A 16760-nucleotide genomic window follows, 5' to 3' on the forward strand; every position below is an offset into this window, starting at 1 on the left:
CTGCGCCACGACCCGCAGGGAGTGCTCGCCTCCGCCGTCGCCGCCCTCAAGTTCAAGGGCAGCGGGCGCACCGACCTGCCCAAGGGCCTTTACGAGGGGCGCGGCAAGAACCACGGCTCCGCGGCGGCGCGCGCCTACGAGGAGCAGATCACGGGCTACCCCGTCGAGTACTCCATCTACGTGGAAGGCGACCTGTCCGAGGTCGAGTTCGACGGCTTCCGGGACGGCGTGCTCCTCGAGGCGAAGGGGCCGAGCATTGCCAATATCCTCAGCCACGAATGGGGTGAGCATCAGATTTACGAATACCTTGAGGATATGCAGAAGCAACTGGACGCAATGGCGAGAGGAGGCCTCGACATGCCCATACACTGGTATTTTGCGGAGGAGGAAGCAATGAACATTATGCTGGATACCGACGATATTCCTGACGGAATATCCCTTTTTTTCGAACCGCCGAAGTAACATCTGGATGAGAAAGGAGCCAACTGTCATTATGAAGTGGTTCGCGAAGGTTCGTTTGGGGTCGTGGGCGTCGGATGCGACCGCTACGGCGGAGCGGGTGATGCCGTGGCTGGACTCCCTGGCCCAGGTCAGCCCCCTGCTGGCCGAATGGAAACTGCTCGGCAAGTCACGCTACGAGTGCCTAGTCGCCCGCCCCCTCACACTCGACACCCTCCGCATCCGCCTATGGGAGGGGAGGTCGAAGGTGATTTTCCCCGGCCGCACCATCCCCGGATACCAGGCTTCCCCCGCCTTCGCCGGGGACATCGACGAAAGCGCGAGCGTCCTGCGCATCAGCGGAGGCATCTACATCGGGCCCGACCACCCGGGGATCAACACGCTGAACATCAAATTCGGCGCACTTGAGGTGGAGGAGCTTGAGGGTCTTGCGGACCCACTCATCGATGCGACGGTGGGCGCCTTCGACCCCGTGTACCTGTCAATCTGCGACCTGGACGTGAGCGTGGACAGGGAGTGGGATAAGTTCTTGCCCGGGTGGAAGATCTACCTGCCCCACACCGCCCCACCCACCCGCGCCCAACAAGCCCAGCAGGCCGCCACCACCACCCGACCCCTCGACCACGGAACCGTCTACACCATCGCCACCCCCACCACATACCCAACCCGCACCACCGACTGGACCAAAGACCCCAAACCCGACACCGACCCCGACGCCTAAAACCCGCCCCCCGGCACACGCGGTCCACCGAGGTCCCCCAACCCCGTGCCTCCGCCGCTCCCTGCGCCAGTTCCGAACACGACACACCCACCCTATGTAAGCGAGGCCGATAATGTACTGGTGCTCAGAAGTTTGTTTGGGGTCGTGGGCGTCGGATGCGACCGTTACGGCGGAGCGGGTGATGCCGTGGCTGGGCTCCCTGGCCCAGGTGAGCCCCCTGCTGGCCGAATGGAAGCTGCTGGGCAAGTCGCGCTACGAGTGCCTGGTCGCCCGCCCCCTCACACTCGACACGCTCCGCGTCCGTCTATGGGAGGGGCGCTACGGCACCCGTAGACCCGCGTACGGCGCTGCCCCGGCTTTCGCCGGGGACATCGACGAAGGCGCGAGCGTCCTCCGCCTTAGCGGCGGTATCTACATCGGCCCTGATCACCCGGGGATCAACACGTTGGACATCAAATTCGGTGCACCCACCGCAGAGGATCTCGAAGACTTCGCGGACCCACTCATCGACACGACAGTGAAGGCACTGGCCCCCGTGTACCTGTCAATCTGCGACCTGGATGTGAGCGTGGACCGCGACTGGGACATGTTCTTGCCCGGATGGAAGATCTACCTGCCCCACACCGCCCCACCCACCCGCATCCAGCAGGCCCAGCAGGCAGCCACCACCACCCGACCCCTCGACCACGGAACCGTCTACACCATCGCCACCCCCACCACATACCCAACCCGCACCACCGACTGGACCAAAGACCCCAAACCCGACACCGACCCCGACGCCTAAAGCCCACTCCTCAGCACACCCGGTCCACTACCCCTGAGCACGGCACATGCCCACCGCCGCACCGCACCATTCCCGAAGCAGCACACCCCTCCGCCGCTCCCTGTGCCCGTCCCGAGCAACACACCCACCCTATGTAAGCGAGGCCGATAATGGATTGGAATGCGAAGATTCGTTTGGGGCCGTGGGCGTCGGACGCGACCGCTACGGCGGAGCGGGTGATGCCGTGGCTGGACTCCCTTGCCCAGGTGAGCCCCCTGCTGGCCGACTGGAAACTGATGGGCAACTCCCGCTACAAGTGCCTAGTCGCCCGCCCCCTCACTCTCGACACGCTCCGCGTACGGCTGTGGGAGGGCCGCTACAGCGCCAGCAGCCCAGGGTACGTCGCATATCCTGCTTTCTCCGGGGACATCGACGAGGGGCCCGCCATCCTCAGTATCAATGGCGGCATCAACATCGGGCGCGGCTATCCCAGAATCAGCATCCTGAACATCAAGTTCGCCGACATCGACCCCGACAACCTCGAAGACTTCGCCGACGCCTTCATCGACACGACAGTGGCTGCCTTCGACCCCGTGTACCTGTCAATCTGCGACCTGGATGTGAGCGTGGACCGCGAATGGGACATGTTCTTGCCCGGCTGGAAGATCTACCTGCCCCACACCGCCCCACCCACCCGCATCCAGCAGGCCCAACAAGCAGCCACCACCACCCGGCACCTCCACACCGGCACCGTCTACACCATCGCCACCCCCACCACATACCCACCCCACACCACCGACTGGACCAAAGACCCCAAACCCCACACCGACCCCAACACCTGAGGCACGGTGGAAGCAGAACCCGGCAGCTCACACTGTCCGCACACACCCTCATGAGCCAACCCCCCACTCGAGTCCACGCCCGCACCACTTAGACACTGCCCGCACCACTTAGACCCCCGACACGCCGGGACAACCAGGGCCCACGTCGGCCCAAGTGGTGCAACGGAACGCCAAGTGGCGCAGCGGCACAGCAGCGCGCTAAATGGTGCAACGGCGCAGCAGCGGGCTACGTGGCACAGCAGCGCGCTAAGTGGTGCAACGGCGCGCTAAGTGGCGCAGCAGCGGCTAAATCCCGCAGTGCGGTGTACAAAGTCGCGCAAAGCACCGACAAAGAACCATACCCCGGGCCACCCTGCAAGCAACCGCCCGGAAACTAGGCGGACCCCGGACACGAACGCCCCGGGCCTCACCGCAAGCGACCGCCACGAACACCACGGGCCGCTGCGCGCAGGGGCACGCGGACAGCCAGGCGGCGGGGGCGCTGAGCGCTCCCGCCGCCGTGACCAGGTGGGGCCCAGGGCCCCGCCTTCGTCGTCCGCCTCAGCCCTCGCGGAACATGATGCCGAAGCTGCCGCGCGGGTAGTGCCACTTGAGCACGCCCTTCGGCGCCATGGCCAAGCAGGTCCCGCACTCCAGGCACGCCGCGTACTCGACGCCGATCGTGCCATCGGCCTCGACCGAGTACACGTGCGCCGGGCAGACGCGCTCCAGCAGGGGGCCGGCGCCTAGCCTGCGGGCCAGCTCCTGATCGACCTCGATGTGGGATTCCTCCTCATCCAGGTTGTAGGTGTTCCCAGCCAGTCGGGCAGGGACACTTTCGACGACGAATCCAGCCATTGCTCCGTCCTCCTTTCACAAAGTGCCGTCACAGGGCGCGGACGCCCGCCAGGACATCCCCCGCGATATGCGTGAGTTTCAGCCCCGACGCCTTGAGGACGTCGAATCCGACCTTGCGCATATGGCGCCTGGGCTTCAGGTCGTGGTTGAAGATCCCGTAGAACACCTCTGCGGCCAGCTTGCCGTAGTCCGTGTACATGCGGGGGCGCTCCAGGAAGGCCGGGGCCTTCGCGTAGGTCGCCATGTCCTTGCCGACGAAACCGGAGTCGAGCAGGCGCAGGTACGCGTCCATCGCCTCCTGGCCGAAGTCCTCCTTGTTGAAGGCCCTGCGGATCGTCTCCGCCGCCGCGATCGCGGATCCCGCCGCCAGGTCCATGCCCCGGATGGTGAGCCCCGTGTTGAGGGTGAATCCCGCCGCGTCCCCGACGATGATGAGCCCGGGACGGGTCAGGTCGTGGGACGCCATCGCGGGGCCGTCCTCGATGGTGAGGTGGCAGCCGTACTCCAGCAGGGTGCCGTCCTCCAGGAGCGGGGCGATGGCCGGGTGGCCCAGCATGTGGTCGTGGACGTCCGACGAGGACAGGCCCGACTTCTCGAGGTCGTCCAGGCGCATGACCACGCCGATGGAGACGGACTCCTGGTTGGTGTAGAGGAACCCGCCGCCGGCGACGCCCTTGGTGCAGTCCCCGACCATCGCGTAGGCCACGCCCTCGTCGCCGCGGACGTTGAAGCGGTCCTCGAGGACCTTGCGCGGCAATCCGATGACGGACTTCACGCCGACCGCGAGGTGCTTCATGGGCTCCTTGGCGCGGATGCCCGCCTGCTGGGCGATGAAGGAGTTGACCCCGTCCGCAGCGACGACCACGTGGGAGCGCAGTTCGTCCTCGCCAGCGCGGACGCCGACGATCTGCTCGCCTTCCACGATGAGGGAATCGACCTTCACGCCGGGCATGACGGTGACCCCCGCCTCCTCGCACTGCTCGAGCAGCCAGGCGTCGAGTTTGGCGCGCAGGACGGTCACGGCGTTAGCGGGTTCGCTCAGGCGCTGATCCCAGTAGTCGATGTTGACGTAGGAACCCTCGTTGATGAGGCTCACGCAGTTCCGGGTGATCCTGCGCTCCACGGGGGCGGCGTCCACGAAGTCGGGGAAGACCTTCTCCATGATGCGGCAGTAGAACACCCCGCCGGACAGGTTCTTCGATCCCGGCTCCGCGCCGCGCTCGACGAGCAGGACCTCCCGTCCCTGTCCGGCCAGGGTGTAGGCGCACACGGCGCCCGCCACGCCCCCGCCGATAACGATGACATCGAAGTCGACTTCCTCGGACATGTTCTTCTTCCCGTATCAGGACAGCGCCGCCGTGAGGGCGGGCACGACATCGTAGATGTCTCCCACGATGCCGTAGTCGGAGATCTGGAAAATCGGGGCCTCGGCGTCACTGTTGACCGCGACGACGATCTTGGAGCCCGCCATGCCGGAGGTGTGCTGCACCTGTCCGGAGATGCCGAGGGCGACGTAGACGTCCGGCGAGACGCGCATGCCGGAGACCCCGACGTAGCGGTCCTTGGTCATCCACGCCGTGCCTTCGGCCAGCGGGCGCGAGCAGGCGATCTCGGCGCCGAGGGCGTCGGCCAGGGCCTGGGCGAGGGCGAGGTCCTCCTCGGCCTTGAATCCGCGCCCGCAGGACACGATGCGGCGCGCCGCGGCGAGGTTCGCGGGGCCCGAGCCCGAGGGCTGGACGTCGACGACCTCGGCGCCCATGGGGGTTCCCTCGTGGACTTGGGCCGCGGGGCCGTCGGCCTCCACCGCGGCGCCCCCTTCGAGGACCAGGACGGCGCCCTTGAAGGCGACGGTCTCGTTGGTGAGGCCCCCGTAACGGGCCACCTCGGCGCCCTCGGCGCTGACGCTCGTGGCGCCGACGATGACGGGGAGCGCCAGGGCAGCCGCAGCGGCGCCCGCGAAGGAGCGCTCAGCGGGCCGGTTCGCCGCGAGGATCACGTCGCCCTTCGCATCGGCGAGCAGTCCTGCGACGACGCCCGCGTAGGCCTCGGCGGGCACGTTCTCGGCGGTGGGGATGTGGATGACGCTGTCGACGCCTCCGACGGCGGGGGCCGACGGGGCGACGGCGATGACGGTGGTGGTCCCGCCGACCGCGGCCGCGACCTCAACGAGGTTGGCGATGCGCTCGTCGGTGGTGAGGATCCAGGTGTTCGTCATTGTTCTGCTGTCCTTTCTCAGAGTGCGCCGGCGTTGCGCAGGGCGGCGACGAGCTGGGCGGCGGCGTCGTCTCCGGTGAACGTCTCGTTGCGGCGGGCCTTGGCGACCGGCTTGGAGCGGCCGGTGATCTCCAGCGCCGTGTCAACGGTGGGCAGATCGGCGACGGCGACCTTCTCGAGGGGCTTCTTCCCAGCGGCGAGAATGTCCTTCATGCCGGGGACCTTCACGGGGGCGGCGTCGGTGGCGACGGCGGCGACGACGGGGCCGTCGACCCTGATGGTGCGGGTGCCGCCCGCAGTGGACTGGGTGAGCTTCCAGCCGTCGCCCGCGGCCTCGACCGCGACGACTTCCTGGAAGCACGGCCAGCCGAGGAAGCCGGCGATGAGGGTGGGGACGATCTTCGCGGATTCGTCGATGGAGGAGTCGCCCGTCAGGACGAGGCTGGCCCCCTCGACCTTGCCGACGAGTCCCGCCAGGGCGCTCGCGACGGTGGTGGCGTTCCAGTCGGCGGTGGCGTCGTCGGCGACGACCAGGGCGCGGTCCATGCCCCTGGACAGTGCCCCCTTCTTCGCCATCGACGAGGCGACGGCCTTACCGCCGACGGAGACGCCGACGACATCGGTGCCGAGGGAGTCGGCGAGGGCGCGCCCCACCTGCACGGCGACGGGGTCGTATTCGGAGATCGCGGCCTTGGCGCGCGACCAGTCGACTGCGCCGGAGGCGTCGACGGTGGTGTCTTGCGGGTCTGCTGCGTACTTGTACGCGACGATGATGCTCATCATCTGCCCTTTCTGCACGAGGGTGCTGTTGGTGGTCTGTGGGGCGTCCAACCCCTGCGGGATGTGAAGAGGGTCGCTTAGAATTACGGCATACGACCCCCCTCGCGGAAGGAGTGCGCGCTGTGACGCGTTTCGCGGTTCTCAGTCCCGCCAAAGCAGGTCGGCCCCGCGATCCCCAACTGGAGGAACGCGTCTTCCGCGCTGCCCTCGACCTCTACGGGGAGGCGGGATGGGCGGGGTTCAACCTGACGAAGATCGCCGCCGAGGCCGGAGTCGGCAAGTCGAGCCTGTACTCGCGCTGGAGCGACCGCGACGAGCTGCTCCACCGCGCCTTCGCTGCCCTGGTGGTCTGTCCGGGGCCCCGTGGGGACTCCCCCAGGGAGATCCTGGCCAACGAGGCGGACTTCCGGCTCCGGGAGTACCTGGGGCCGAACCGCTCGGCCGTGCGCAGGCTCTTCGTCGAAGCGGGCAACGCCGAGAACCCGGTGATCTGGCAGATCTACGAGGATCTGTTCGTCACTCCCCTGTCGGCCATCCACGAGCGCCTGTGGGAGTTCAAACTCAGCGGCGCCCTGCCCCGCAGCACGTCGGTGGTGCGCCTCCTGGACGCCATCGAGGGGAGCGTGCTGATGCGCACGTTCTGCCTGCCCGATGACGTCATCGGCTGCTTCTTGGAGAAGGTCCCGGACTACGTGTCCGACCTGGTTGACGATCAACTCCACCACCACTAGCCCTCGCGCCAGTTGGAGGACTGACCCGGGCCGCGCAGTGCGCTCCGGGCGATGTGGGCGAGCATCGGCCGTTCGACCCCCAGTTCCGTCGCGCGCCCGTGCCCCGGGTGGACCGTGAGCGCGGGATCCATCTGGGCGAGGCGGGCGCACGAGCGCACCATGTCGGGGTAGTCGCCCAGGACGAAAGCCGTCGAGCCTATTCCCCCGGCGAAGAGCGTGTCCCCGCTGAACAGGACCTGCTGGGCCTGGGACAGCAGGCATATGCTGCCGGGCGTGTGCCCCGGGGTGTGCAGGACCCGCAGGGCGTCGCCGCCCCAGGTGATCGTGTCCCCCTCCGCCAGGGACCGGTCGACGTGGTCGACGGTGTAGTCGACGCCCTCCTCGTCGAAGCCGGAGCGGTGGACGTCGGCGACCCCGTCCACGTCGTCGGCGCCGCAGGCGACCCAGCACCCGTAGCGGTCGACGAGCTCGTTGACCGCGCCGATGTGGTCGCTGTGGCAGTGGGTGAGCACGATGCCGATGACTTCCGCGTCCCCGAGCCACCGCTCGAGCCTGTCGGGCTCTGCGCCCGGGTCGATGACGATGGTGCCCTCCTCGTTGGTGAGGGCGTAGCAGACGGCCCGCCAGGAGCCGACGGTGAGCTGCTTGATAGTGAACATTGTCAACGCCCCTTGAAGTCGACGGATCCGGTTTCGGCCAGTGTGTAGCCGCGCGTCTCGGGCGCCCAGATGACGGAGACGACCGTGCCCAGCACGGAGATCGCCGCGCCGGCGAGCATCGTCTTGGCGAAGCCGTGCGCGGCCATGAACGCGGGCAGGATGTAGAGCGAGACGACCGTGCCGATGCGGCTCAGCGACATGGCGAAGCCCATGGCGGTCGCGCGGACCTCTGTGGGGAAGAGTTCGTTGGGGTAGAGCCACTCGAGGTTGCCGGGGCCGCCCGCCAGGAGCGCGTAGGCGATGAGGCAGCCCAGGACCAGCCCGACGCCCGCGCCCGGGAAGAAGCCGACGACGGCCAGGGCCACGGTCATGCCGGCGAAGCAGGCGATGATGAGGGGGCGGCGGCCGATGCGCTCGCACAGGTACATGGCCGGGAACGTGCCCAGCATGAAGAAGGTGCCGATGAGCAGCTCGACCAGGAGGGCGTAGCGCTCGTTGTCCATGCCGATGGCGCCGCCGATGATCTGCTGGCCGAAGGTGTAGAAGGCGAACATGGGGATCGCCTGGCACAGCCAGATGACGCCGATGAAGATGATGCGCCGCAGGTAGACGCCGCGCAGGATCTTCATGACCGAGGTCTTGGCGGCCTCCTCGGCCACGGGCAGGCGCACGTTGGCGCCCAGGGTCTTGTGGACGATCGCCTGGGCCTCCTCGGCGCGGCCCTTCGAGACGAGCCAGCGCGGGGACTCGGGGATGTCCCACCGTCCCACCAGGATGAGGACGCAGGGGATCGCGGAGGAGGCCAGCATGTAGCGCCAGCCGTTGGGCGTGTTGTAGAGGGCGAAACCCACGAGGGCGGCGACGTTGGCGCCCAGGTACCACGCGGCCGCGATGACGCCCATCGCTCCGGCACGGTACTTGCGCGGGGAGAACTCGGCGATCATGGACGTGGCGATCGGGTAGTCCGCGCCCACGGCCACGCCCACCAGGAAGCGCAGGGCCAGCAGCGAGACGGGTTCCTGCACGAGTGCGCACAGGAGCGACAGGACCGCGATGACCACGAGGTCGATGACGAACATCTTGCGCCTGCCGATCATGTCCGTCAGCCATCCGCCCACGGACGCGCCCAGGAACAGGCCGACCAGCGAGGCCACGCCCAGCATGCCCTGCCAGTGCGCGTCCAGGTTCAGTTCGGTGCCCATCTTCAGCATCGCCACGCCGATGATCGACAGGACGTAGCCCTCCAGGAAGGGGCCGCCCGAGGAGAAGACGATGACGCGCTTGAGCAGCGGGGTCAGCTCGAGGTCCTCAAGGTCGATGACGTTGTTGTCGTCCGCCACGATGTTCTCCTTCCGTTTCTGAGCGCAGGATGTCCGTTGTCCGCGGGGGCGGCGCGGGAGAGGGGACGGGCGGCCCTCTCCCGCGCCCCGGGGGGCCGTGTCCCCCTGCCCCCGCCGGGCGCTATCAGCGGTACTCGATGATGCCCCAGTTCAGGTGCGGCTTGGCTCCGGTCTGATCGACGTCGGCGTCGACCAGCGCGAAGCGCAGCTCGCCCTCCTTGACCTTCCACAGGCGGGTCGTCAGGGTGCTGCCCGGGTGGACCGGCGAGGTGATGCGGGTCTTGAAGCGGGTGATGCGCTCGGGCTCGCCGGGCACGAACGCGTTGATCGCGTGGCGCATGACGACGCCCGCGTAGGAGATCGCGTGCAGGATCGGGCGCGGCTCGCCGTTCTCAGCGGCGTAGTCCCAGTCGATGTGCTGGGGGTGGTAGTCGCCCGACAGGCGGTAGATGAGCGCCTGGTTCTCCGGGATGGTCTCCGTGGTCTCCACGTCCGCGGGGCGGTCGGGCATCTCGACGATGTCCTTGGGGGGCTTGGGGCCGCCCCAGCCGCCGTCGTAGATCAGGCAGTCCCAGGACTCGTTGGTGAAGAGCAGGTTGCCGTCCGAGTCGTAGGTGTCGCCGATGTGCTGGGCGAGCAGGCCGCGGCCCTCGCCGCGGTCGTACAGGCCCTCGAGGCGGACCTTGGTCTCCAGGTGGTCGCTCATCTTCGTGATGGGCTGGTGGAAGCGGATGTCGAAGCCCCAGTGCAGCGAACCGGCGTAGTTGTAGCCGTAGTCGATGGTGCGGGTGACCTCGGAGTCGACGATCAGCATGGCGCCGAACATGGGGAGCACCTTGAGCTTGGGATCCCGCTCGTCGTGCTCGTTGAGGTACTCGAGGCCGTCTTTGCCGTCGATGCCCGCGCCGCAGCCCAGCGCGAAGAGCTCCAGGTCGCGGAAGGTGTAGTCGCGCACGAAGGGCCCGAAGGTCTGGCCGACCATATCGGTGTTGATTGCCATTGTTCATTGTCCTTTCATGGGGTCAGGTTCAATAGTTCGCGAGGATGTGTTTGCGCACTTTTCCGTAGCTGCCCCGCGGGAGCCCATCGACGAACTCCACGGAACTGGGCACCTTGAAGGCCGCGAGGCGGCCCGCGCAGTGGTCGATGACAGTTGCGGCTGTGAGCCCGGAGCCGGGCTCGGGGACGATGAAGGCCTTGACCGCTTGGCCCCGCACGCCGTCGGGCACGCCGATCACGGCGACCTCCCGCACCCCGGGGAGGTCTTCGATGGTGCACTCGACCTCGGCCGATGACACCGACTCCCCCGAGCGCTTGATGAGGTCGACCCGCCGGTCCATGAAGTACACCCACCCGTCCTCGATGTAGGCGTAGTCGTGCGTGTGGAACCAGCCGTCCTCGTCGAGGACCTCGGCGGTCGCCCCGGGGTCGTCCCAGTAGCCGGCCATGAGGCTCACGCCGGGGACTCCGCGGAGCATGATCTCCCCCACCTCGCCCTCGGGCAGCGGGTTCCCCTGGCAGTCGGCGATGCGGACCTCGTAACCGGGGCCGGCCCTGCCGATGGAGGGCCAGCGGCGCTGTCCGTGGGGAGGATCGGTGATCGCCCCGATGAGGCACTCGGTCGACCCGTAGTTGTTGAGGATGGAGACTCCGAAGCGCTTTTCGAACGCTTCCTTGTCCTGGGTGCTCAGGGGCAGGAAGTAGTGCATTTCCCGCACCTGGTGGTCGCGCTCACCCGGATCGACGCTCTGGCGCAGCATGGTCGCCACGATCATCGCCATCCCCTGGACCAGTGTCGCGCGGTGGGCGCGCGCCTGCTTCCAGAAGCGGGTCGCCCGGTAGCGGGACAGCATGACGAGCGTCGCCCCCGCGGTCAGCACCGGGGCGAGTGCCGAGAGCTGGTAGTTCACCCGGGCCGCCACCATGGAGGTCATGTAGCGGTCCTCGGGGTTCATATCCAGTTCCCAGTTCACGAAGTTCCCTGAGAAGACGAAGTTCGCGTGCGTGATCATCACGCCCTTGGGCTCCGAGGTCGTGCCCGAGGTGAAGAGGATCTCGCACAGGTCCGAGGGCCGGACCCGGGGACTGGACGCGAAGGAGTCGGCCTCGCGCGACGCCAGCTCCCGCAGGCGGGGAAGGCCGATGCCGTCCCCGCCCACCGCGCCGTCCCCGCCCACGACGATGACGTCCGTGACGGTGCCCGGCACATGGGGGAGCACCTCGTCGGCGCTGCACGCACGGGTGATGAGCGTGCCGGCCCGGCAAATGCCCAGGATGTGACCCAACTCGAAGGGCGCCGAAGTGGCGTCGACGGGCACCGACACTGCGCCCATCTTCGCCAGGGCCAGAGTGCACTCCACGAACTCGACGCAGTTGTCGAGGTAGAGCACGACCCGGCTCCCCGCGCCGACGCCCCTCGCGGCGAGGGCGTTGGCGCACTTGTTCACGGCCGCGTCGAACTCGCGGTAGGTGAAACGACGGACCTCGTGGGAATGAGCGTCCTCGAAAACGAGAAACTCGTGGTCCCCCCTGTCTTCCACCTGCCGTTCCCACAGTTGGGGGACTGTGGTGCTCTCCGGCGCGAACTCCGAGTGGGTCACAACCGATCAGTCCTCGTCGCCGGCCTTGACGGTGCCGGACTCGATCAGGGCCTCGATGGCCTCGTCCGAGTACCCGGCGCGCTTGAGAACATCGCGAGTGTCCTCGCCCAGGGCCGGCATCGGACGCCAGAAGGCCCCCGGGTTGCGGCGGAACTTCGGGAAGGTGTTGAGAACCTTGACGGGAGTGCCGTCCGCCTTCTCCGAATCGATGAAGCACTCGCGCTGCTTGACGTGCTCGGCCTCCAGGATGTCGGGGAACTCGTTGACGACCTGGGCTGCGATGCGGTGGGCGACGAAGTCGCGCTGCACGTCGTACTTGGACTGGGTCTTGAGGTACTCCTCCAGGGTGTCCTGGATGAGATCGGCCTTGGGGCCGTTGAGCCACAGGGCCGACGTGCCCTCGGGGTACTCCTCCGTGCCCCACAGGTGGCCGAGCCCAATGGTCTCGAGCAAGTACTTGTTCTGCGCCACGCCGTACAGGCACAGCCCGATGAAGCCGTCCTCGCACTCGTAGATGCCGATGCCGCACAGGTTCTGGTGACGGGCTCCAGGACGCGGGTAGAGGATGTCCGCGTTCATGTAGTCCATCATGTAGTAGGTGCCCACGCGCAGCAGGGTCTCGTACATCGCCATGTCGATGCTCTCGCCCTCGCCGGTGACGCCCACCCGGTGCAGCGCGGCCAGGGCCGAGGAGATGATCATCAGGGAGTTGATGTAGTCGCCCAGGTACGGGGAGATGTTCATCGGCTGCTCGGCGCTGCCGTTCTGCGCGACGATGCCCGCGTAGGCGGCCACGGTGAGGTCGTAGGCGGCCGAGCTGATCTGCTCCTCATCGCCCCACTGTCCGAAGCCCGAGACGTGGACGATGACGAGCTTGGGGTTGACCTCCCAGAGGAACTCGTCAGTGATGCCCTTGCGGGCGTACATGGGGCCCTTGCCGGCCTCGATGAAGATGTCGGCGTCCTTGACGATGGCCCGCAGGGCCTCCTTGCCGTCGTCGGTGAAGGGGTTCAGGGAGATCGAGCGCATGTTGCGGCGCTCCATCTCCTTGACCCAGGCGGTGTCCCGCATGGAGTCGCCGGTCCACACGTTCTCGATCCAGGTGACGTCGGCCCCCCATTCGGCCATGATGGCCGCGGCGGTGGGCGCCGCGATCTCGACGGCCGAGTAGACGACCTTGACGCCATCGAGGACGCCGAACGACGGCTTCTGTGTGGGCAGTGCCATTGCTGGAGCTCCTTTCTGCCAGATGGTGTCAGCGGTAGGGGTACAGGGCGGAGCGGCCGGTGGCGAGGATCATCATCTCGTCGGTGCCGCCGGAGATGCGGTCCACGCGCAGGTCGCGGTAGAAGCGCTGGATGCGGTGGTCGCCGGTGATGCCCACGCCGGCCAGGACCTGCAGGGCGCGGTCCACGACCCCGAACGAGGCCTCGGAGCAGTAGTACTTCGCCATTGAGCAGTCGCCGCGGGACAGCAGGCCGTTGTCGTGCTTCCAGGCGATCTCGTAGAGCATGTTGCGCATGTTGGTCAGGCGCACCTTCATCTCGGCGAACTTCAGCTGGGTGAGCTGGTGGCGGGCGATGGCCTGGCCGCCCTGGATGCGCTGGTTGGCGTACTTGGCGGCGTCCTCGAAGGCGCAGTAGGCGGTGCCGTAGTTGGTCAGGGCGACCAGGAAGCGCTCGAGGTCGAAGTCGGCGACGCCGCGGCGGAAGCCGTTGCCCTCCTTGCCGAAGAGGTCCTTCTCCTCCAGCTCGACGTTGTCGAAGTAGACGTCGCAGCACGAGTCCATGCGCAGGCCCAGCTTGCCCAGGGGCTCCTTGGTGATGCCCGGCAGGCTCATGTCGACGAACCACTCGGTGTAGGTGTCCATGTTCTCCGAGTCGCGGGCCATGACCACCAGGTAGGGCGCGTAGAGCGAGGAGGTGATGAAGGTCTTGTGCCCGTTGAGGTAGACCTTGCCGTCCTTGCGGGTGTAGGTGGTGCGCATGTCGTCCCACGAGGATCCGGCCGAGGGCTCGGTCATCGCGTAGTTGAGCATCTGCTTGCCGGTGCCGACGAAGGAGAGGATCTTCTCCTTCTGCTCCTCGGTGCCCTCGCGCAGGACGGTGTCCCAGCAGGGCAGCTGGTAGAGGACGTAGGTGGGTCCGCCCTCGCGCCCGAGGGCCTCGTAAGCAGCGGTGAGGGTCACCCAGTCGGCGCCGAGCCCGTCGTACTCCTCGGGCAGGAGGATGCGGTCGAAGCCGAGCTCGCAGATGGCCTCGGTCCACTCGATGGGGTACTCGTGCTTCTCATCGCACTCGTGGAAGTAGGCGTCCCAGTTGCGCGAGCGCATGAGCTCGGTGAAGGCGTCGACCATGAGTTGCTGATCTTCATTGAGCGAAAAATCCATGTCGGTTCACTTTCTGTTGGTGAGCGTCGTGCTCAGCGGTGGAGGGGGTGTTCGGTGTGGAAGCGCGCGGCCTCGGTGAGGACCTCCATGGTCTGGTCGAGCATCTTGGAGTGGTGCAGGAAACCGTGGATGACGCCCTCGACTTCGTTGTACAGGTGCGGCACACCGCACAGTCTGAGGATCTCGGCCAGGGTGCGCGAATCGTCGCGCAGGGGGTCGAGGCCGACGGCGGCGATGTAGCAGGGCGGGACGCCCGCGCTGAAGTCGGCGCCGAGGATGTTGAAATAGGGGTCGTCGGCGTCCGCCGGATCGGCGAAGTACTGGCCGAGGTAGTACGCGTAGTCCGCTTCGGTGAGCCCGTCCCACGCCCCTCCCAGCAGGCGCATGGACATGGAGTCCTTCAGCCCGTAGGCGCCGTAGAAGAGGAGCATCGCGCGCGCAGTGGGGAGCAGGCCCTCGTCGCGCAGCATGAGCATCGTCGCCGCCGCCATATTGGCCCCGGCGGAGTCCCCGGCGAAGGAGACGTCCCCGGGGTCGACGCCCCATTCCCCGGCGTGCTCCCGGATATGGACGACGGCGTCGCGGCACTCGTGGATCTGCTGGGGGAAGCGGGCGTCGGGGGCGAGGGTGTAGTCGACGCTGACGACCGCCGCGCCTGTGAGGCGGCACAGGGCGCGGGTGATGCGGTCGTGCGTGTCGACGTCTCCGATGACCCATCCGCCCCCGTGCACGAACACGATCAGCGGCAAGGGCCCTTGGGCGTCCGGGCGGTAGTGGCGCACCCGCACCTGGCCGTAGCGGGTGGGGACCTGGCGGTCGGTGGACGAGGCCACCGAGGGGCCGCCCTCGTTCCAGAAGGCGCGCTCGGTGCGGTACGCCTTGCGCATCTCCTCGAGGCTCTGGCCGGTGACGTAGGCGCCGGCGGCGAGCTCGTCCTGTTTGGCGACGACTGCGCCCATCTGCTCGGTCCACAGGCGCGGCACATCGTATTTGTGGCCCATAGCCGCCCTCACGCGTCCTTCTTGGCGTTGCGCTTGCGCGCGACGACGACGAGGGCGAAGGCGCAGACCGCGGCGATGAGCGCGGCGCCGGCCAGGATGAGGAAGATCTGGTTGTAGGCCACGGAGGCGTTGTCCTGGTGGGCATCGCGGATGGAACCGAACCAGATGTAGGAGAAGGTGTCGGGCAGGAAGCCGATGACGGACAGCAAGCCTGTGGCCGTGCCGAAGACCTTGACGGAGACCTTGCCCTCGGTGAGCTGGCTGGAGCAGATGCCGAAAACGCCGTTGGCGATGAAGGCGAGGAGGATCGCCATGCCGACCGCCGCAACGGCGAAAGACGCCTGCGCGGGCAGGAAGGCGAAGGCCACTAGACCGACCAGCACGACCAACGAACCCGTTCCGATGACCTTCGAGGGGGAGCCGAGCTTCGTGGCCACGGCCCCGAAAACGGGCGCCGAGATCAGGGAGACGCCGTAGGTGCGAACGGTCGCGACCATGAGGACGGTGTCCTCATTGAGGTGCATGGCGTCGTTCATGTAGCCCGTGGTCTGGTTGACGCCGGTGTAGAAGAAGTAGACGAAGAACAGCGTCGCCGCCGCCAGCCAGACGACCGGGTTCGAAAGGACCTGTCCGAGCTGCTTGAAGTTGAAGCCCTCGTCGCCGGAGCCGAACTCGCCCTCGAACTTGGGGATGAGGAAGAAGGAGAGGACCGCGAGGACCATGATGACGGAGCCGAGGACGATGAGGACGGCGCGCATGGGGATGACATCGCCCTGGCCGGCGAGGAGGGAGATGATCCACGCGTTGAGGAAGCCGAGCAGGAGGCCGACCAGGCCGTAGAGGCCGTAGGAGATCCCGATGTTGCGCGAGTACTCCTCCTCCTCGGAGATGAGGCGCACGAGCTTGAAGCGGATTCCCCACCAGATGAGGATGGTCGTGATGCCCATGGCGATGAAGAGCCCGATGAGGGCGGTGTAGGAGGGGAAGAAAGCGTACCAGTAGGCGAGCAATGCGGTGGAGCCGAATCCCACCCACGCCAGGGTCCGCACGCGGACGCGATCAGCGATGATGCCCGAGGGCAGGTAGCACACGAGGGCCGTCCACGAGTACGCGGAGAGGAGGGCGCCCATGGTTGTCGCAACACTATCTTGGGTCGCCACACCCGAAGCGATCAGCGCCTTGCCGAGGGGCTTGTCGAAGACGTACTGCAGATACGCGGGCGTGTAGACGATGGAACTGCCGATGGAGACCAGGACGAGCAGGAAGACGCGATGGAAACTCGTGAGGTCCTTCGCACGGCGCTCCTTGGTGAGCAGACTCAGCACTGCGACCGCCTTTCATGATTCAAGGGACAGGGGGATCGACTTGTCTCAAGCGCCCGCGGCCGTCTCGCTCATTTCCATAGGGATTCCGAAGGAACCCTC

Annotated in this window: 17 protein-coding genes; 5 read left to right on the forward strand and 12 right to left on the reverse strand. The window is 67.1% G+C overall.

Going from position 1 to position 16760, the window contains the following annotated elements; translation table 11 throughout:
* The 4 genes from BH719_RS03930 to BH719_RS03945 all read left to right on the forward strand — a co-directional run.
* Positions 1-462 (forward strand): Tox-REase-5 domain-containing protein (locus BH719_RS03930; protein WP_009743459.1); only part of this gene is annotated, 462 nt, incomplete at its 5' end.
* A gap of 31 nt (positions 463-493) precedes the next feature.
* Positions 494-1180 carry a hypothetical protein gene (locus BH719_RS03935; RefSeq protein ID WP_034255218.1) on the forward strand — a complete coding sequence of 229 codons (687 nt, stop codon included), beginning with the start codon at positions 494-496 and terminating at the stop codon, positions 1178-1180.
* A 181-nt stretch (positions 1181-1361) separates the two neighbouring features.
* A complete protein-coding gene (locus tag BH719_RS03940) occupies positions 1362-1964 on the forward strand; it encodes a hypothetical protein (protein ID WP_009743460.1) in 603 nt (200 codons plus the stop codon).
* Between the two features lie 149 nt (positions 1965-2113).
* The gene (locus BH719_RS03945) at positions 2114-2785 is read left to right on the forward strand and encodes a hypothetical protein (protein ID WP_009743461.1); all 672 of its coding nucleotides are present in this window, start codon (positions 2114-2116) and stop codon (positions 2783-2785) included.
* Positions 2786-3325: 540 nt separating this feature from the next.
* Here BH719_RS03945 and BH719_RS03950 read toward each other — a convergent pair.
* From BH719_RS03950 to BH719_RS03965, 4 genes are read right to left on the reverse strand one after another with little or no spacing between them, the layout of a single operon-like run.
* A complete protein-coding gene (locus tag BH719_RS03950) occupies positions 3326-3622 on the reverse strand; it encodes a ferredoxin family protein (RefSeq protein WP_009743462.1) in 297 nt (98 codons plus the stop codon).
* 28 nt (positions 3623-3650) lie between these two features.
* Complete coding sequence (locus BH719_RS03955) at positions 3651-4949, reverse strand: FAD-dependent oxidoreductase (RefSeq protein WP_009743463.1); 1299 nt, start codon at positions 4947-4949, stop codon at positions 3651-3653.
* A 15-nt stretch (positions 4950-4964) separates the two neighbouring features.
* Positions 4965-5837, reverse strand: a complete 873-nt coding sequence (locus BH719_RS03960; RefSeq protein WP_009743464.1) for an electron transfer flavoprotein subunit alpha/FixB family protein — start codon at positions 5835-5837, stop codon at positions 4965-4967.
* A 17-nt stretch (positions 5838-5854) separates the two neighbouring features.
* Positions 5855-6616 (reverse strand): electron transfer flavoprotein subunit beta/FixA family protein, encoded by a 762-nt coding sequence (locus tag BH719_RS03965; protein ID WP_034255581.1) that lies wholly within the window; start codon positions 6614-6616, stop codon positions 5855-5857.
* A gap of 122 nt (positions 6617-6738) precedes the next feature.
* Between BH719_RS03965 and BH719_RS03970 the strand changes: the two genes are divergently transcribed.
* Positions 6739-7347 carry a TetR/AcrR family transcriptional regulator gene (locus BH719_RS03970; protein ID WP_009743466.1) on the forward strand — a complete coding sequence of 203 codons (609 nt, stop codon included), beginning with the start codon at positions 6739-6741 and terminating at the stop codon, positions 7345-7347.
* On the opposite strand, the gene BH719_RS03975 is transcribed toward BH719_RS03970, so the two are convergent.
* The 8 genes from BH719_RS03975 to BH719_RS04010 form a co-directional block, all read right to left on the reverse strand.
* Entirely contained in the window at positions 7344-8006 is a 663-nt protein-coding gene (locus BH719_RS03975; protein ID WP_009743467.1) for an MBL fold metallo-hydrolase, read from the reverse strand. The genes BH719_RS03970 and BH719_RS03975 overlap by 4 nt on opposite strands.
* Positions 8007-8008: 2 nt before the next feature.
* Positions 8009-9346, reverse strand: a complete 1338-nt coding sequence (locus tag BH719_RS03980) for an MFS transporter (RefSeq protein WP_009743468.1) — start codon at positions 9344-9346, stop codon at positions 8009-8011.
* A gap of 124 nt (positions 9347-9470) precedes the next feature.
* Positions 9471-10346 carry a MaoC/PaaZ C-terminal domain-containing protein gene (locus tag BH719_RS03985; protein WP_009743469.1) on the reverse strand — a complete coding sequence of 292 codons (876 nt, stop codon included), beginning with the start codon at positions 10344-10346 and terminating at the stop codon, positions 9471-9473.
* A 28-nt stretch (positions 10347-10374) separates the two neighbouring features.
* Positions 10375-11886 carry an AMP-binding protein gene (locus BH719_RS03990; protein ID WP_245683314.1) on the reverse strand — a complete coding sequence of 504 codons (1512 nt, stop codon included), beginning with the start codon at positions 11884-11886 and terminating at the stop codon, positions 10375-10377.
* A gap of 66 nt (positions 11887-11952) precedes the next feature.
* A complete protein-coding gene (caiB, locus tag BH719_RS03995; RefSeq protein ID WP_009743471.1) occupies positions 11953-13173 on the reverse strand; it encodes an L-carnitine CoA-transferase in 1221 nt (406 codons plus the stop codon).
* A gap of 28 nt (positions 13174-13201) precedes the next feature.
* A complete protein-coding gene (caiA, locus tag BH719_RS04000; RefSeq protein ID WP_009743472.1) occupies positions 13202-14335 on the reverse strand; it encodes a crotonobetainyl-CoA dehydrogenase in 1134 nt (377 codons plus the stop codon).
* A 32-nt stretch (positions 14336-14367) separates the two neighbouring features.
* On the reverse strand, positions 14368-15336 hold the full coding sequence (locus BH719_RS04005; RefSeq protein ID WP_009743473.1) for an alpha/beta hydrolase fold domain-containing protein: 969 nt from the start codon (positions 15334-15336) through the stop codon (positions 14368-14370).
* An 8-nt stretch (positions 15337-15344) separates the two neighbouring features.
* Complete coding sequence (locus tag BH719_RS04010; RefSeq protein ID WP_050790615.1) at positions 15345-16661, reverse strand: MFS transporter; 1317 nt, start codon at positions 16659-16661, stop codon at positions 15345-15347.
* Between the last annotated feature and the right edge of the window lie 99 nt (positions 16662-16760).

The sequence above is a fragment of the Pauljensenia hongkongensis genome (assembly GCF_001746855.1).
GTDB classification, from domain to species: domain Bacteria; phylum Actinomycetota; class Actinomycetes; order Actinomycetales; family Actinomycetaceae; genus Pauljensenia; species Pauljensenia hongkongensis.

Coding starts and splice junctions, on each gene's coding strand:
- BH719_RS03955 (WP_009743463.1), bottom strand. CDS start 4,949: ATGTCCGAGGAAGTCGACTTCGATGTCATCGTTATCGGCGGGGGCGTG.
- BH719_RS03965 (WP_034255581.1), bottom strand. CDS start 6,616: ATGAGCATCATCGTCGCGTACAAGTACGCAGCAGACCCGCAAGACACC.
- caiB (WP_009743471.1), bottom strand. CDS start 13,173: ATGGCACTGCCCACACAGAAGCCGTCGTTCGGCGTCCTCGATGGCGTC.
- BH719_RS03950 (WP_009743462.1), bottom strand. CDS start 3,622: ATGGCTGGATTCGTCGTCGAAAGTGTCCCTGCCCGACTGGCTGGGAAC.
- caiA (WP_009743472.1), bottom strand. CDS start 14,335: ATGGATTTTTCGCTCAATGAAGATCAGCAACTCATGGTCGACGCCTTC.
- BH719_RS04005 (WP_009743473.1), bottom strand. CDS start 15,336: ATGGGCCACAAATACGATGTGCCGCGCCTGTGGACCGAGCAGATGGGC.
- BH719_RS03940 (WP_009743460.1), top strand. CDS start 1,362: ATGCCGTGGCTGGGCTCCCTGGCCCAGGTGAGCCCCCTGCTGGCCGAA.
- BH719_RS03945 (WP_009743461.1), top strand. CDS start 2,114: ATGGATTGGAATGCGAAGATTCGTTTGGGGCCGTGGGCGTCGGACGCG.
- BH719_RS03975 (WP_009743467.1), bottom strand. CDS start 8,006: ATGTTCACTATCAAGCAGCTCACCGTCGGCTCCTGGCGGGCCGTCTGC.
- BH719_RS03935 (WP_034255218.1), top strand. CDS start 494: ATGAAGTGGTTCGCGAAGGTTCGTTTGGGGTCGTGGGCGTCGGATGCG.
- BH719_RS03960 (WP_009743464.1), bottom strand. CDS start 5,837: ATGACGAACACCTGGATCCTCACCACCGACGAGCGCATCGCCAACCTC.
- BH719_RS03985 (WP_009743469.1), bottom strand. CDS start 10,346: ATGGCAATCAACACCGATATGGTCGGCCAGACCTTCGGGCCCTTCGTG.